Source organism: Pseudomonas helleri (assembly GCF_045830615.1).
Lineage (GTDB): Bacteria > Pseudomonadota > Gammaproteobacteria > Pseudomonadales > Pseudomonadaceae > Aquipseudomonas > Aquipseudomonas helleri.
This window is the reverse complement of sequence record NZ_CP174501.1, coordinates 3,035,371-3,051,080: the sequence shown is the minus strand read 5'-3', so window position 1 is coordinate 3,051,080 and position 15,710 is coordinate 3,035,371. Positions and strand designations below refer to the sequence as shown.

At 59.7% G+C, this 15,710-nt stretch carries 10 protein-coding genes and 1 pseudogene; 4 read left to right on the top strand and 7 right to left on the bottom strand.

Features of this window, described 5'->3' with window-relative positions; all coding sequences use genetic code 11:
- Window positions 1-20 precede the first annotated feature (20 nt).
- Both aceF and lpdA read left to right on the top strand, forming a co-directional pair.
- Entirely contained in the window at window positions 21-1,301 is a 1,281-nt protein-coding gene (gene aceF, locus ACJJU9_RS13565) for a dihydrolipoyllysine-residue acetyltransferase (protein ID WP_407728725.1), read from the top strand.
- 11 nt (window positions 1,302-1,312) lie between these two features.
- Window positions 1,313-2,788, top strand: a complete 1,476-nt coding sequence (gene lpdA / locus ACJJU9_RS13560) for a dihydrolipoyl dehydrogenase (protein WP_407728724.1) — start codon at window positions 1,313-1,315, stop codon at window positions 2,786-2,788.
- Between the two features lie 53 nt (window positions 2,789-2,841).
- On the opposite strand, the gene ACJJU9_RS13555 is transcribed toward lpdA, so the two are convergent.
- Entirely contained in the window at window positions 2,842-3,582 is a 741-nt protein-coding gene (locus ACJJU9_RS13555) for an SDR family oxidoreductase (RefSeq protein WP_048390649.1), read from the bottom strand.
- A gap of 492 nt (window positions 3,583-4,074) precedes the next feature.
- Here ACJJU9_RS13555 and ACJJU9_RS13550 point away from each other — a divergent pair, with 492 nt between their 5' ends.
- Complete coding sequence (locus ACJJU9_RS13550) at window positions 4,075-5,013, top strand: AEC family transporter (protein ID WP_407728723.1); 939 nt, start codon at window positions 4,075-4,077, stop codon at window positions 5,011-5,013.
- 26 nt (window positions 5,014-5,039) lie between these two features.
- Here the strand turns inward: ACJJU9_RS13550 and lldD are convergent, their stop codons facing one another.
- On the bottom strand, window positions 5,040-6,182 hold the full coding sequence (gene lldD / locus ACJJU9_RS13545) for an FMN-dependent L-lactate dehydrogenase LldD (RefSeq protein WP_278938666.1): 1,143 nt from the start codon (window positions 6,180-6,182) through the stop codon (window positions 5,040-5,042).
- 77 nt (window positions 6,183-6,259) lie between these two features.
- Between lldD and ACJJU9_RS13540 the strand changes: the two are divergent.
- Window positions 6,260-6,520 (top strand): annotated as a pseudogene (locus tag ACJJU9_RS13540) (LysR family transcriptional regulator); the annotation flags it as partial.
- An 80-nt stretch (window positions 6,521-6,600) separates the two neighbouring features.
- Here the strand turns inward: ACJJU9_RS13540 and ACJJU9_RS13535 are convergent.
- The 5 genes from ACJJU9_RS13535 to ACJJU9_RS13515 all read right to left on the bottom strand — a co-directional run bounded on the left by ACJJU9_RS13535 (window position 6,601) and on the right by ACJJU9_RS13515 (window position 15,639).
- Window positions 6,601-7,758, bottom strand: a complete 1,158-nt coding sequence (locus ACJJU9_RS13535) for a MalY/PatB family protein (RefSeq protein WP_407728722.1) — start codon at window positions 7,756-7,758, stop codon at window positions 6,601-6,603.
- A 169-nt stretch (window positions 7,759-7,927) separates the two neighbouring features.
- A complete protein-coding gene (locus tag ACJJU9_RS13530; protein WP_323369748.1) occupies window positions 7,928-8,191 on the bottom strand; it encodes a PAAR domain-containing protein in 264 nt (87 codons plus the stop codon).
- Window positions 8,192-8,210: 19 nt separating this feature from the next.
- Window positions 8,211-8,468 (bottom strand): hypothetical protein, encoded by a 258-nt coding sequence (locus ACJJU9_RS13525; protein ID WP_407728721.1) that lies wholly within the window; start codon window positions 8,466-8,468, stop codon window positions 8,211-8,213.
- Entirely contained in the window at window positions 8,465-12,895 is a 4,431-nt protein-coding gene (locus ACJJU9_RS13520; protein WP_407728720.1) for an RHS repeat-associated core domain-containing protein, read from the bottom strand. Before ACJJU9_RS13520 ends, ACJJU9_RS13525 begins: the two co-directional genes overlap by 4 nt.
- Window positions 12,892-15,639 carry a type VI secretion system Vgr family protein gene (locus ACJJU9_RS13515; RefSeq protein ID WP_407728719.1) on the bottom strand — a complete coding sequence of 916 codons (2,748 nt, stop codon included), beginning with the start codon at window positions 15,637-15,639 and terminating at the stop codon, window positions 12,892-12,894. Before ACJJU9_RS13515 ends, ACJJU9_RS13520 begins: the two co-directional genes overlap by 4 nt.
- Between the last annotated feature and the right edge of the window lie 71 nt (window positions 15,640-15,710).

Here is a 15,710-nt window from a genome sequence, read left to right as displayed (position 1 = left end):
TTTTTATGCGGCGGTAAGTCATGAGTGAAATCAGAGAGATTCATGTCCCGGACATTGGGGACTTCAAAGACCTCCCGGTGATTGAGGTGTTGGTCAAACCGGGCGACACAGTGGCAATCGATGAGCCCTTGCTGACCCTGGAGTCGGACAAGGCCTCGATGGATGTGCCCAGTCCCGAGGCCGGGGTTGTGGTGGCGGTGACGGTCAAAGAGGGTGATCGGGTTTCCAGGGGCAGCCCCATGCTGACGTTGCAGGTGGCGGTGAGTGCCGAGCCTTCGCCTCAACCGGTAGTCAGCAGCCCTGCGCAGGTCAGTGTTACGCCTGTGGCTGTCACTGCGCCGTCGGCTCCTGCGGCTCCTGCGGCTGTTGCGGCGGTGAACCCATCGGCGGCCAAGCCGCACGCCAGCCCCTCCGTGCGCAGTTATGCGCGCAAATTGGGGGTGGATGTGTCGCGCGTGGTGCCCACCGGCAAGGGCGGACGCATGCTGCGCGAGGATGTCGAGCGCTTCGTCAAGGACGCCATGGTGCGTCTGGATAGCCCTGGGCAAAGCGCCGGGCTCAATCTGCTGCCGTGGCCGGAGGTGGATTTTGCCCGGTTCGGTCCGGTTGAAAAAGTGGCGCTGTCACGCATCAAGAAAATCTCGGGGGCCAACCTGTCGCGCAACTGGGTGATGATTCCCCATGTCACCAATAACGAGGAGGTAGACATCACCGACCTGGAGGCATTCAGGGTTCAACTCAATCAGGAGGGCAACAAGGAGGCGATCAAGTACACCTTGCTGGCATTCCTGATCAAGGCGGCGGCTGCGACGCTGAAGGCTTTCCCGGCGTTCAACAGTTCTCTGGGCCATGAAGACGGTGAGCCGATCCTGATTATGAAGCAGTACTGCCACATCGGTTTTGCCGCGGACACGCCCAATGGGCTGGTGGTGCCGGTGATTCGCGATGTCGAGCACAAAGGCATCGGCCAGATCGCCACAGAGTGCGCAGAACTGGCAAAAAAGGCCCGGGACGGCAAATTGGGGCCTGCTGACATGAGCGGAGGGACCTTTACCGTTTCCAGTCTGGGCGGGATTGGCGGCACCGGCTTTAACCCGATTATCAACGCCCCGGAAGTTGCCATTCTGGGGGTGACCCGGGCACAGATCAGGCCCCTGTGGGATGGCCAGGCGTTTGCCCCGCGCCTGGTTCTGCCGTTGGCGCTTTCGTGGGATCACCGCGTGGTCGATGGCGCGGCTGCGGCGCGTTTCCTTCAGCATCTGGCAGCGCTGTTGGCTGACTTTCGTCGAATTACCTTGTGAGGAGGGCGCACATGAGTCAGGTGAACGAAGTAAGTGTTGAGTGCGATGTGCTGGTGCTGGGTGGCGGCCCCGGCGGCTATTCGGCGGCCTTTCGCTCGGCCGATCTGGGCCAGAACACCCTGCTGGTTGAGCGCTATGCCACCTTGGGCGGCGTGTGCCTGAATGTCGGCTGCATCCCCTCCAAAGCGTTGCTGCATATCGCTGCGGTGATGGAGGAAGTGCCGCACTTGGCCGCCATGGGCATTGAGTTTGGTGTTGGCAAGGTTGATCTGGGTTCGTTGCGCCGTCACAAAGAGGCGGTGGTCGACACACTGACCAGCGGGCTGGCGGGGATGGCTAAGGGGCGAAAGGTTGAGGTTGTACGAGGGGTCGGGCGTTTTCTGGACCCGCATCACCTTGAGGTCTCGCTGTGTTCGGGCGCAGGTCTTGAGCTGACGGGTGAAAAGCAGGTGATCCGGTTCAAGCAGTGCGTGATTGCTGCCGGTAGCCAACCGGTGACGTTGCCGTTCATGCCGGATGATCCACGCATCGTGGATTCCACCGGCGCCCTTGAACTCAAGGCGGTGCCCAAGCGCATGCTGGTGGTGGGCGGCGGGATTATCGGCCTGGAAATGGCCACCGTCTATTCGGCCCTTGGTGCACGTATCGACGTGGTCGAAAGGCTGGATGGCCTGATGCAGGGGCCTGATCGCGACCTGGTCAAGGTCTGGGAGCAGTACAACCACCCGCGTTTTGATCGGGTGATGGTCAATACCCGCACGGTGAGCGCCCAGGCCAGCGAGCAGGGCATCTGGGTGACCTTTGACGGTGAGCAAGCACCTGCCGAGCCGCAGTGTTATGACTTGGTGCTGGTTGCGGTCGGGCGCAAACCCAATGGCGACCGGATCGGCGCTGACAAGGCCGGTGTCCATGTGGATGAGCGCGGGTTTATCCGCGTCGACAAGCAGATGCGCAGCACTGTGCCGCACATTTTCGCGATCGGTGACATTGTTGGCCAGCCCATGCTGGCGCATAAAGCCGTGCACGAAGGCCATGTCGCCGCCGAAGTGGCGGCGGGTGAGGCCCTGAATAACCCTGAGCTGGTGTGCAGCCATTTTGATGCGTTGCAGATCCCCGGGGTTGCCTACACCAACCCGGAGGTGGCGTGGGCCGGGCTGACTCAGCAAGAAGCCAAAGTCCAAGGCATCAAGGTAGAGGTGGCGGTGTTCCCGTGGGCTGCATCAGGCCGTGCGATTGCCAACGGCCGCGATGAAGGTCTGACCAAACTGGTGTTCGATGCAGACACGCGGCGTGTGATCGGCGGCGGCATTGTCGGCACCGGGGCGGGTGATTTGATCAGTGAAGTCTGCCTGGCCATCGAAATGGGGGCCGACGCTCTGGACATCGGCAAGACCATTCACCCGCACCCCACCTTGGGTGAGACGGTCGGTATGGCTGCCGAGGTTGCCCTCGGCAGTTGCACCGACTTGCCTGCGCGCAGGCGTTAGAGCGCCGCCTTAAGCCTGCTTGCTGCCAACCGCGCGGCAGGTTCACACCCTTATCAAATAATCCCGCCGTTGGCGCGCAGGGTCTGGCCGTTGATCCAGGCACCGTCCGGGCCCGAGAGGAACGACACAACTGCTGCGATATCCGCAGGTTGGCCCAGGCGTTCCAGCGGCGCCAGTTTGGCCAGGCGGTCGATTACCTCCTGAGGTTTGCCGTTAAGGAACAGGTCGGTTGCCGTCGGGCCTGGAGCCACGGCGTTGATGGTGATATTGCGACCGCGCAGTTCTTTGGCCAGAACGCTGGTCATGGCTTCTACTGCGGCTTTGGTGGCGGCATAGATTGAGTAGGTCGGTTGCAGCAGGGCGGTCACGCTGGACGAAAAGTTGACGATCCGCCCGCCATCACGCAAGTGCTTGGTGGCTTCGCGCAGGGTATTGAAGGTGCCTTTGAAGTTGATCGCCAGCAGTCGGTCGAAGGTCGCGTCGTCGGTATCGCCCAAGGGGGCCAGCGCCATGATCCCGGCATTGTTGACCAGCACATCGACACCGCCAAAGGTTGTGATGGTGGTTTCGAACAGTTGCTTGACCGCTGCACTATCGCTGATATCGGCTTGAACCGCGATTGCGCTGCCCCCTTGCTGGGTGATTTTATCGACCAAGGCGTGGGCCGGTTCAGCGCTTCCCGAATAATTGACCACGACTGCGAAACCATCGTGGGCGAGGCGCTCAGCGATGGCTGCGCCGATCCCACGTGAGGAACCGGTAACGATGGCGACTTTTTTGCTGGACGTGTTCATGAGTTAAAACCCTTAAGAAAATAACCTGGCCCCCGGCACGTCTGCACAGTCGTGCGGGTGAGCTTAATCGTGCTCTGTCCAAAGGTTTGCATGTTCGGTGATGCTGAATAAAGAGAGATTTTCTGCAATCTCTATTCGTAAAATCACAACAATGTTGCGCGCCGCTCAGATCGAAAATGAAGAAAAAGTCATGTTTTTTAATTTGCTGAACAACGTTAGCTCAATTACTTTCCGCTGACTTTGAAGCCGACAGCGCTTCAGCGCGTGGCCGGTTCAAACGGCGCAACACCCCAGCACAACTGCTGCTCGACACGGTTGATAACCGCCTGTGTATGGGCGCCCAGGCCTTGGCCATCTGATCCGTTGTATTGACCCCGAATTCATCGCCCGCGTGTGCAACGTTCGGTAGCCGCAGTTACCGGGTGTGATGGCGCGTGCCGAACGTGTCGGGATCACACTCCAGAGATAAAAATAAAGTCGAGGATTCAAGAAGTGTTAGACAGGATAGTAGGGCCTCTTTTGCCTGTTGCATGCGTCATCCTCCTCGGCTTCATCGCCGGTAAGCGCGGGAAGTTAACCCACTCGGACAGCTTGTTGATCAGCCGCTTGGTACTCGGCTGGATCATGCCGGCTTTGCTCTTCGTGGGCATGGCGAACACGCCGCGAGCGCAGCTTTTGGACTTCAAGTACATTTTCGCGACGGTGATTGGCATCATCGGCATGTTCCTGCTGGCGCTGGGCATTGGCTGGCTGCGCCTTCGCGACCTCAAGGCGGCGACCCTCAAAGGGCTGGTCAACGGTTTTCCGGATGCCGCGTTCATGGGGATCCCCATCCTGGGTGCCATGTACGGGCCGCAGAGCATCTATTCGGTGCTGGTCTTAAACCTTGTCGCAACCTTGATCATGATCCCCCTGACCATCACGTTGCTGACTATCGCCGATGGCAAAGACAGCGGTATTCAGGCGTTTGTGTCGAGCCTGTCAACGGCAGTGCGCCGACCTCTGGTATGGGCGCCTGCGCTGGGTATTCTGCTGTCCATGCTGGAGTTCAAATTGCCCGCCGTGGCCGCCGAGTCGTTTAACTTGCTGGGCAAGGCGACGCCAGGGGTTTCGCTGTTTTGTCTGGGTTTGATCATGTCTACCGACACGCTGAAGATGTCGGGTGAGGTATGGACCAATCTGGGGCTCAAGCTGTTTGTTCAGCCGGCCTTGATGTTTGGGGCGATGGTGGTACTGGGCAGACACGGCTTATTTGCCCAGCAAATGATCCTGTTGAGTGCGCTGCCCTCGGCGACGATACCGGCCATGTTCGCCAACCAGGCCGGTGTTTATCAGAGCGAGGCCGCGACCTCCATCTTGATCAGTACCGTGTTGTCGATCGTCACGTTTTCTGCCGCCATCTACCTCATAGATGGCGGGCTGGCTGCCTGATCACTGCATCTTGCCGGGGCGCGTTTTCAATAATCGCCCTGGGTCAGGGTAGAGCGGTCGATCTGGTCAATCGACGTAACACCTGTGAGCGTCATGGCAACGCGCATTTCCTTGCTGAAGATATCCAGCAGGTTTTCAACTCCTTGCTGCCCGTCAGCCGCCAGTGCATAAGCGCTGGAGCGCCCCAGCAAGCATCCTTTTGCGCCCAGTGCCAGCATGCGCACTACGTCCAGCCCGGAACGAATGCCGGAGTCGACGAGGACGGTCAGGTCATCTCCCACGCTGTCGGCAATCGCGGGCAAGGCTTTGGCGGTAGACAGCACGCCATCGAGTTGGCGGCCGCCATGGTTGGAGACAACGATGCCGTCGGCGCCGAAACTCACCGCATCCTTGGCATCCTGCGGGTCCAGGATGCCCTTGATGATCATCGGGCCTTTCCAGAACTCACGGATCCATTCCAGGTCTTTCCAACTGATGGACGCGTCGAAGTTGTTGGCCAGCCAGCCGATGTAATCTTCCAGCGTGGTAGGTTTGCCGCGGTATTTAGTGATATTGCCCAAGTCGTGGGGGCGACCCAACAGACCCACATCTAGCGCCCAGCTTGGCTTGGTCATGGCTTGCAGGATGCGCCGCGAGGAGGCGTACGGCCCTGACATCCCGGAGTGGGCATCGCGGTAGCGCGCCCCTGGGGTGGGCATGTCAACGGTAAACACCAGGGTGGTGACACCTGCTGCCTGGGCACGCTCCAGCGCGTTGCGCATAAAGCCGCGGTCTTTGAGCACGTACAACTGAAACCAGATCGCCTGCGGACTCTGCGACGCCACCTCTTCAATGGAGCACACCGAGACCGTCGACAGGCAGTAAGGGATGCCTTTGTTGGCGGCAGCCTTGGCCACCTGCACTTCACCGCGACGGGCGAACATGCCGGTCAGGCCGACCGGGCTGAGGATGACCGGCATTGCGTGTTCCTGGCCAAACAGCGTGGTCTTGAGGCTCAGGCTCTCGACATTTCGCAGGATGCGTTGGCGCAAGCTGATGGACGAGAGGTCGGCGCTGTTGGCGCGCAGGGTGTGCTCGGCGTAGGCACCACCGTCGATGTAGTCGAACAGAAAGCGCGGCAACTTGCGTTTAGCGGCTTCACGATAATCGGAAGCGGATGAAATAATCATGTCAATCATTCCTCAAAAACCAGATGAGCTCAGTGACCGCGCCGTGTCGCCGGGGTGGGCTAAAGATAGGCAAAAACCAATTCTGCGTCAGCAAGGCGTTCAAGTCCCTTGAAGACGAGTTAGGCATGCCCTTGTTTAACCGCGCCGGTCACAAAGTTTAGCTGACGGCTGCCGGTGAGATCGCCTGCCGGCGTGCACTTGTTTTGCTCTCTGAGCGTAGTGACATGCTCGCTGAAATCAACGAACTGCTCGACCTCAAGCGTGGCAGGTTGCGCATCGGCCTGCCACCGGTGGCTTGTAGGGTGTTGTTTGCCGCCATATTTGGGACCTACCGTAAAGCGCTACGCAACTGTAGTCGCTGTCGAGGTACGAAGGCTGCGGTCTTTTAACCTCAAAAGATCGCGAGGCAAGCTCGCTCCTACGGTTTTGTGGTGCCCCGCAAGCTGCGTTCCATCCGCGCCAGACCTTCTTCCAGGGTCGAGCGCGGGCAACCGAAATTGAGCCGTACAAATTGCTGACAGGCTGCGCCGAACTCAGTCCCGGCGCTCAGGGCAACCTTGGCTTCTTCGAGGAAAAAGCGTTGCGGGTCGTCCAGGCCCAGGGCTGAGCAGTCCAGCCAGGCCAGGTAAGTGCTTTGCGGCGCGCGCAGGGTAATGCCCGGCAGCCGCGAGCGCACGGCCTCAAGCAGATAATCACGGTTACCCTGCAGGTAAGCCAGCAGCTCGATCAACCACGGTTTAGCATCGGCGTAGGCGGCGCGAGTGGCTTCCAGACCCAAGGCATTTACACTGTCGACCATGCCGGCGCGGGCGTTATCAAACCGCTCACGTAGCTGCGGGTTCTGGATCACCGCAAACGCGGTCTTCAGACCGGCAATGTTATAGGCCTTGCTGGCCGACATCAGAGTCACCGTGCGGTGCGCGAACTGCGGATCAAGTGACGCAATAGGCACATGGCGCAGACCATCAAATTGCAGATCGGCGTGAATTTCGTCGCTGATGATCAGCGCATTGTGCTCGACACAGGCATGACCAATATCTGTCAGTTCGCTGGCAGAAAAGCTTTTGCCCAACGGATTGTGCGGGTTGCTCAACAGCAGCGCACCGGCGCTGGCCAATGCCTCGTGCAGTGCCGGGATATCGGTATAGCAGTGGCCTTGGACATCGGCCTGGAACGGCAACTCAATGCTTGGCAACCGCCAATGGCTGGCGGCATTACGCAGCGGCGAATAGTTTGGGGTCTGCACAACCACCCCCGCCCCCGGTTCGATCAATGAGCGCAGCGCCATACTGACGCCGGGTTCGATACCCGGCAGAAACACCAGATCCTGAGGTTCGATCCGCCAGGCATAGTTATGCCAAAGGTAATCAACCAGCGTGTGGCGCAACGCGTCGGTAGCCAGGCAATAACCGAAAGCAGGGTGTGCGATGCGCTGTTGCAAGGTCTGTTGAATGACCGGCGCGACGGCAAAATCCATGTCCGCGACCCACATCGGCAGAACCTCATCCGGATAGCGGCCCCATTTTTTACTGCCGCTGCCGGCACGATCCAGCAGCGTATCGAAGTCAAAAGTCATGCTGTTCTCAAAAGAGTCAAAAGGTGTCAGCGCAAGGCATACACCGCCGTATGGGGCGCTTGGATCGCGTTATTGAAACGGGCGTCATAGTACGCACCGTTGGCACCAAACGGCCACTGTCTGGCGTTAAAAGACGATGGGTTATGCGGGGTGGGAGTGTTGATCGGTTTTAGGTTTGCAGGGTAGGGGTTGTGCCGTGTTGGTCGGCGGGTTTCATGGGGGGAGAGATGCAGCAGGCTGGTACCCCGCAGGCTGTCTTCATGCCGTCCTTGGCGACAGGAACTCCGTTGACGAAATAGGTGCTTCCGCTCTCGACAATATGGAACGGCCCCTTGCATAAGGGGCTCATCACCAAATTGCCGTTGAGCTTGGTGTGGAGGATGGATTCGATGACGGCTCCGCCATAGTCGGCGGTGTCGCTGAGTCGAATAATAAGCTTCGTCTCAACTGGATCATTTTGTTGTCAGGACTACATCTTTATTAATAACAATAATGTCCACGTGATTCTCATGTGAGAAATTTTTAACAATATCCTGAAAGTGTATGTGTTCCAGATCGTTGGCCTCCATTTTTTTAGCTGAATTAGTAAGAAAACTCCCGATTAATCTGAGTGTTTGGGCATCGGCCACTATTGATATTTCATCAAGTTTTATATCTTGATAGGTACTTTCGGCAGTTCCGTAGATGGCGAACGTTTTCAGATTATTCATATGTCAAAACCCTTTTCTTTCAAAAAATCTTTTTCATGCCTGGTTAATCCCGAAATATCTCCGCGAGAGCCGTGACTTTGTGTGCCATCTTGATTTATGACTATTTCTTTGCGTCTGGATTTGCATTCACAGTGTGCATGTATTTGCTGATTTATATTCTCAACGTGAGGTGGATCAATGCGAATCCTTCCATTTCCAACTGGCTGCCAGCGTCCAGATTTAGCCAACCCCAGCGGATCAACCCACCCCACCGGATTCGGCGCATACGCATAGACATTCAGCCCACCCGCAAACCCGATCGGATCCTTGCTGATAAACCTCCCGACCTGCGGATCATAGTACCGATAGCGGTTGTAGTGCAGCCCGGTTTCGGTGTCGAAGTACTGCCCTTGAAAGCGCAACGGGTTGCGGATGTTTTCGCGAGTTGCGCTGTCGGTACGCTTTTCTTTGGCCAACCCCCACGCTTGATAGGTCCCACTCCAGGCAATCTCGCCGCGTTGGTCGGTGAGTTCCATGGGCGTGCCGAGGTGGTCGCATTGGTACCAGGCCATGGCGTTGAACGGTTTCGCCACGGGTTGGTGTTGCCACAGCGGGTCGCGGTCGATGTGGTAGCCGTTTTCATGGCTTGGCTCGCGCACTAGCGACAGGCTGCGGTTTTCGACGGTTTGGGCGACGGGGATGAAGCTGCCCGGTTCGTAGAAGTAGTGGATCAGGCGTCGTTCGCCGGGGTTATCGCTGTAGCGCGTTTCATAGGCGAGGGTGTCGCCGTCCCAGCCGTAGATGTTTTGGCCGCAGTCGTATTGGGCGTTGAGCGTGCGCTGTTGCTGCTCGATCCACGCCGGGCCGGCGCCGGGGCTGGGCGGGCAGTGGGCTTTGGAGTATTTGGCTACGCGTCGCCCCAGGGCGTCGTAGGCGAATTCGGCGGTCAGGCGGTCGTCTTCGTAGCGGGTCAGGCGGTCGTAGAGGTCCCAGGTGAAGCGAGCTTTTTTGCCGTTGTCGAGGCGTTCAAGCAGGTTGCCGCGCACATCGTAGGTGTAGTGCTGGCCGGCGTAGTCGCGCAGCAGGTTATCGAGGAGCTTGGGCGGCGGGTGGTGTATGGGCCGGCGCGGGGCCTTGGGGTCGAGCAGGTTGCTGGCCGGATCGAAGGCGAAGGTTTCTTCTTTGTGCTGGCTGCTGGCCCCGAGCAGGCGGCCGAGCGGGTCGTAACGGTAGTTGATGTCGCCACGGCGGTTGTCGTGCAGGTCGGTCAATTGCCCGGCATCGTCATAGCGGTAGTTGCGCACCAGCAGGCGCGTGCTTGAGCCGCTAAGGGCTACGGTCTGTTCCTTTAACTGGCCGTTGGGCGTCCAGCTCTGGCGCTGTTGCAGGCCGTTGCCTTGGTGGCGGACGATTTCGCGGTGCAGGTCGTCGCGCTGGTAGCTGAGCAGTTCGATGTCGTCGACTTTCATCGCCAGCAAGTGGCCGCTGCCGTAGGTCAGCCAACTGACCCGGTGGCCGTCGGGGCGGGTGGTGGCGATGCGTTGGTTGAGGGCGTCGTACTCGTGCTGCCAGATGGCAACGTGGCAGGGTTTGTAGAGGTGCAGGTGCTGATGTTCGCGGGTGTTGTTGCCCGCGGCATCGTAAAACCACTGCAGTTTGCAGGTCGGGTTGGTGGCCAGCAGCAAGTTGCCGTTGCCATCGTAAGCAAAGGTTTCGGTTTGCCATTGCTTACCACCCTGGTAGGCGGCGTGGCGGGCGCTCAGACGGCCGAGCGGATCGTAGTCGTATCGCCAGACCCGGTCGCCGTCGGATCGGTGGGTCGGCTGTTGGCTACCGTTCTCGTACTGGTAGTGAATGGTTTGCCGGTCGAAGCCGGTTTCGCTCAGCAGTTTGCCTGCCGGGTCGTAGGCGAAGGTGGCTGTGCTGTTGTTCTCGTTACGCAGTTCCAGTAATTGGCCGAGCTTGTCCCAGCGGTAGGCCAGGGTGCTGCCGTCGGCCTGCAGGCGTTGCTGGATCAACCCGGCTTCGTTGTAGTGCCACACTGTGCGCTGGCGCAGGGCGTCGGTGTGGCTGAGCAGGCGGCCTTCGGCGTTGCGCTCGAAATGCTCTTCGGTGTTGTCTGGCAGGGTCAGGCGCACCAGTTGCCCGGCGCTGTAATGGTAGGCGGTGATGTTGCCCGCAGCGTCGGTAAACCGGCTGAGCTGGCCGAGGGCGTTGTACTGCCACTGGCTGACTTTGCCCGAGCAGTCGGTGTAGCGGGTCAGTTGGCCGTCGGCGTTGTAGGCCAGGTGTTTGCTGCCGCCGAGGGAGTCGGTGATGAGCACCGGCAGGTTGTCGCTGTTGTAGGCGTAGCAGGTTGTGTTCTCCAGGGGGTCGAGGGTTTCGATGATGTTGCCGCGCGGGTCGTAGTCGTATTTCCACAGGCCGCCTTCGGCATCGCGGGTCTTGAAGCGCTGGTCCTGGTCGTCGTAGGCGTGGTGAATGCTGCTGCCGTCGGCGCGGGTGTGTTGCAGCAGGTTGCCGCGCTCATCGTAGGCATATGAATCGGTGCTGCCATCGGTGTGGATATGGCGGGTGACGTTTTTGGCGGCGTCGCGAAACAGCCATTCTTCGTTGCCGTCGGGGTAAATGATGCGATAGGTGTAGCCGAGGATGTCGTAGTAGTGCCAGGTCTCTTGGCCCAGGGCATCGGTGACGTAGGTGAGACGGATGTTGGCGTCCCATTCCAGGCGGGTGTCGTAGCTGCCGTCGTCGGCCCACTCGCGCACGGCTTTGGCGTCCGGACCGTCGCCTTGCCATTGCAGGTTCATACCGCGCCCGGTGCGGTCGGTGTAGCGGGTGATCAGGTGATGCTGATATTGATACGCCCACTGCGCGGCGTTTTCGTCGCGGGCAGCGCGCAGATCGCCGTGTTCGTCATAGTCGTAGCCCGCCAGTTGGCGCAAGGGCGCGCCTTCGTGCATCAGCCACAGGGCGTTGATGCGGCCGTTGTCGTCGAGTTGGGTGTGGATATGCTGGTGCGGGGTGTCGCCCTGATAGGTGATCAGGTCCGACAGCACCGCCTGGCCTGCGTGCTGGTGGTCATAGTGCAGGGTGATGCGGGCGCCGCCGCGCAGGGTGATTTCACTAAGGGCGTAGTGATCGCTCAACTGCTGGTAGTGTTCCTGGCTGTCGTGGCCGCGGGCGATGACCAGGGTGGTGGCTGAGTTGCGAACCAGCAGTACGCCTTCAACAGCGTCGTAGTGATGTTTGCCGAGCTTGGGGTTGGGATAGCGATGGTTGCGCCCGTCGGCACCGAGGTAGATCAGGCCTGTGTCGTTGACCGTGATGCGGGTCGTGAAGGGGGTGATCCAGCGTGCGCCGAGGCTGCCGTGATCCAGGGCGTCGAGGCTTGAACGGTAGGTGCGCACCCATTCAACCGGGAAGGGTCCGGGCAGGGAAAAGTCAGCGTGTGCGACGGTTTCGCTACCCGTGGCGAAGCTGATGCTGCAACCGGTGCTTGAGGCGGTTTTGTTTTTGCAGCCGGGATCTCTGTCGGTGTGACGTTGAGTGTTTTGAGTCACCATCCCCCGTTGGCCAGTTTGGGCCTGGGCGTGGCTGACGTGTTGTGGTGCGACGCTTGCTGGCTGGGTGCCGCGGCGCTTGCGGCGGGCGAGGGCGCAGACCAGTTCGGCAATCAAATTGCCAATACTGCCGATTTTTCCCGCATCGCCCAGCGACGTGACCTTTTGCGCGGTCAGCTTGCCGATATCGTCGGCACTCTTGGCCACGCTGAGCAGCTCTTGGCAGGTGCTTTTGGAGAGCAGTCTGTCGTCGATTAAAAAATGCGCCCCAATGGCGAACAGCGGGCCTGCGAACAGAGACGCAGTTTTAGTCTTGTTTGCCAGCGTCTTCTGTCCGTCATCGCTGGCGATGCTCCTGAGCATCTGGGCGAAGGCGGCACAGGCTTTGCTGATTTCGGCGGCGATTTTCGCCAACAGCTCGCTGAGACGGGTTTGAATGGCGGCGGCAAAGTCTTCGAGTGCGCCTCGGGTTTTGTCGTTGAGATTCTCTTCGAGGGCGGTAAGCATGGCTGCTGAGATGGCCGCCAGACCGTTTTTGCGCACCGTGGACAGCGTGGTGCGCACCGCAAGCCGGGCAGGACCGACGCCGGGGAACGAGACCAACCCGACCACATTGATACCCAGGCTCACCCAAGTGAGGAAATCCTCGCGGTCACCTTCGATCAGCGTGAGCAGATCGCCAATGGCATCAATCCCCGCAAAGACTGTACCGACCCCGGGAATCACCGAGCCAGCGGCGTGCACCATGTTCCAGCTGACCGTATCGTTGGTGAGCTTGCGCAGCCATTGGTCGAGCTTTTCCTTGCTTGCCTCGATATCGTCTTTGGTGACCGTATTGATTGGGCTGTTGGCCGATTGCCGTGGGCGAGTGGCAGGAGAATTCATGATGATTTCTCCGGGTTGCCGGGCCGCTGTCCGGAAGCATCGCTGCTGCCTGCGAGGGTTTTGACGGACGAGGGCATTTTGCTGAGAGCTGCTGCCTTCAGCGCGTTTTTAGACGGTGGGGTGTTGAGTACTGTCTCAAGCACTGCTCGGGCCTGAACCGGCAGGTGGGTGCGGGTGGTGTCAGCGGTGGTGGTTTCGATTTGTTCATGGGGCCCGGGGAAACCCGGATCGGTCCAGACATCAACCGGGTCTTTGTTGAACTGGACGTTGGCCGGGCCGGGCGCCAACCCCGCCACGGCTGCAAATCCATTGGCATCCAGCACGCCTTTGAACACCTGCCCTAGAGCATCTTCTACCTGGTATTGGCCCCCCTTGAACGCCAACCCATTGGCATACTGCTGAAGCAACTCCAGATTCCCGGTACCGCTTTTGAGGTCTTGGGGAAACGCCGCGGCCTGGTTTTGCGCGTTTTTATAGGCAAAGTTACTGGCATGGGCGATGTATTGGCCGCTAGTGGTGTGGATGATGCCACCGGCGTTATAGGTGGTAGTGCTGCCTGCGGCCTTGATTACCAGTTCTTCTTTGGCGCTGAGGGTGATGCGTTCGGCTGTGGCGGTGATGTTGAGCTTGGCCAGCAGGTTGATGTTGTCTTTGAGAGCGCGAATGTCAATGTCGCCAGAGGCCGCGACCAGTCGCCAGCCCATACTTTGGACGAAAGTGCGCACGCCGCGGCTGGCGCTGATCAGCAGGCGTTTGCCGATGGCCAGGCTGGTGTGGCCGCCACTGGTCAGGGCCAGGTGCTCGCCGCTGGTCAAGTGAGTGGATTGCGGTGTGCTGCTGGCGATTCCGGCAGGGCTGTGCAGCACCAGATAGGGTTCGCTCAGCTCCGGGAACTGGTTGGCGCTCGGGTTGCCGCCTGTGCCGCGAATGGCCGCATGCTGGTCACTGAGTGCCTGCGCGACTTCATCTTGATCGCCGCTTTCCTGGGCCAGATGGTCGCGGGCCAGTTGGGAAAAGGTAGCGTGATGTTGCTGCGCAATGCTGAGTTGCTCGGCGCATTCGGGCAGGTCGGTGTGATGGGCGACGGCGCGGGCGCGAAGCTGGGTCGTCAGCAACAAGCCGCCGCCCGCACGCACCACACCGTGGGCGTCGGTACGCAATTCAAAACCTTCGCCACGAGGCGCTCCGCCATCCGGGCGCGGATGGGTCAAGAAGCCCGTGTTCAGCGCTGTGTGCTGATGGTCGGTCATCAGCGTGGCGCTGATTTGGCCATGGGTGTCATCAAGGCGCAGTTCGTTGTGGCGTTGGCCGTGCAGCTCCTTGCTGCGGATCGGGCTAATGGCCTTGAATTCCGGGAGTTTGTAAGGTGTGCGGTTGATGGCGTGGTAACTGCGGCCCATCACCATCGGCTGGTCGGGGTCCCCATGCAGGAACGCCACCAGCACCTCTTGACCTATACGCGGCAACGCCACATGGCCCCAACCCGCCCCGGCCCAGCTCTGGCACACCCGCACCCAGCAAGAGCTGCGGTCATCGTTGCGGTCTTCGCGGTCCCAAGGGAACTGCAGACGCACCCGGGCATGCTCATCGCAATAGACTTCTTCATTGGCCGGGCCGACCACCGTGGCGATTTGCGGGCCTTCGATGCACGGCTTGGGCAGCAGCGGGGCTTGCCATTGCAGGGTGTCCGGGATCAGGGTGGCGGTCAGGTTGTAGCGAGTGCCGACATGGCTGTCGGCGGACTCTTCTTCCAGGGCGGTGTGCTGCTGCCCGCTGTGGTGGATGTGCACGGCGCGCCAGCCGATGTTCATGTCTTCGCGCGGGTGGCCGACCAGATCAAAGGCCAAACCCGGCACCAGCCGCGCATCATCACCCGTCACTTCAACCGTGCGCGCGTCGCTGCGCAAGGCCAACAGGCGGGTGCAGGTGAAGGGTTTGCCGGCGTCGTCATGTTTGTACCGGCCGGGGTAGTCGTAGCGTTCATAGCCGCTGGATTGATGGTCCAGATGCATCGCCTGTTCTTGTTGCTCCAGGTTGTAACGCGGGTGGGTGAAGGTGTAATCGCGCTGAGTCTGCTCGCTGCTACGTACCTGTTCGCGGTAGGTAAAACTGTGCAGTGCCGGTTGCGCGGGATCACCGCCGGGGTTGGGCGCGTACACCAACGGCTCATCCTGCAAAATGCCGAAGGTGGCGATGTGGTCAGCCAGAATCAACGAATGCCCGGCCTCACTGTGTTGAAAAATCGACAGCAGGCCTTCTTCGGCGGCCAGGCGCTGATAAAACGCCAGGTCCAGCTCGCCGGCCTGAACGCAGAACTCGCGTGTTTGATGAGGTTCGGTCAGGCGCTGGGTACACGCGCCCCAGTGGCGATCCTTGAACAACTGCTGGAGAATCTGCGGCACGCTGCGCTGCTGAAAGATGCGCCAGTCCGATTGCAGGTTGGCGCGGGCCAGCTCGGGCTCGATACGGGCGCGATAACAGGTGCGACGAAAGCCGGTTTTACCTTGCTCGAACTGGCTGATCAAGCCGTGTACGTACCGCACGGGCAGACCGCCCTGAAAGAGGGTCAGTGTGGCGGGTTTGTCCAGCAGGGTGGCGAAATCGGCAGTGGCGGATTCACTGATCAATTCAACGTTTAAACAGAAAAGTTCAGAGATGCCTTCGCTCAGTTCAAATGACACCACCTCAAAGGCAATGTCGGCTGTTGAACTGAAGGTAAATCGCACATCCTGTGAAGAGGGCATGAAGGCTCCCGCATATTAAGTGCATGGGCAGATTTAATTAATGAGTGTTCGGGCATGTAAGTGCCCACGGT

Bases quoted from the DNA above. Each gene is read 5' to 3' on its own strand.
- aceF (WP_407728725.1), top strand. From the start codon at position 21: ATGAGTGAAATCAGAGAGATTCATGTCCCGGACATTGGGGACTTCAAA.
- lldD (WP_278938666.1), bottom strand. From the start codon at position 6,182: ATGATTATTTCATCCGCTTCCGATTATCGTGAAGCCGCTAAACGCAAG.
- ACJJU9_RS13525 (WP_407728721.1), bottom strand. From the start codon at position 8,468: ATGAATAATCTGAAAACGTTCGCCATCTACGGAACTGCCGAAAGTACC.
- ACJJU9_RS13520 (WP_407728720.1), bottom strand. From the start codon at position 12,895: ATGAATTCTCCTGCCACTCGCCCACGGCAATCGGCCAACAGCCCAATC.
- ACJJU9_RS13515 (WP_407728719.1), bottom strand. From the start codon at position 15,639: ATGCCCTCTTCACAGGATGTGCGATTTACCTTCAGTTCAACAGCCGAC.
- ACJJU9_RS13555 (WP_048390649.1), bottom strand. From the start codon at position 3,582: ATGAACACGTCCAGCAAAAAAGTCGCCATCGTTACCGGTTCCTCACGT.
- lpdA (WP_407728724.1), top strand. From the start codon at position 1,313: ATGAGTCAGGTGAACGAAGTAAGTGTTGAGTGCGATGTGCTGGTGCTG.
- ACJJU9_RS13535 (WP_407728722.1), bottom strand. From the start codon at position 7,758: ATGACTTTTGACTTCGATACGCTGCTGGATCGTGCCGGCAGCGGCAGT.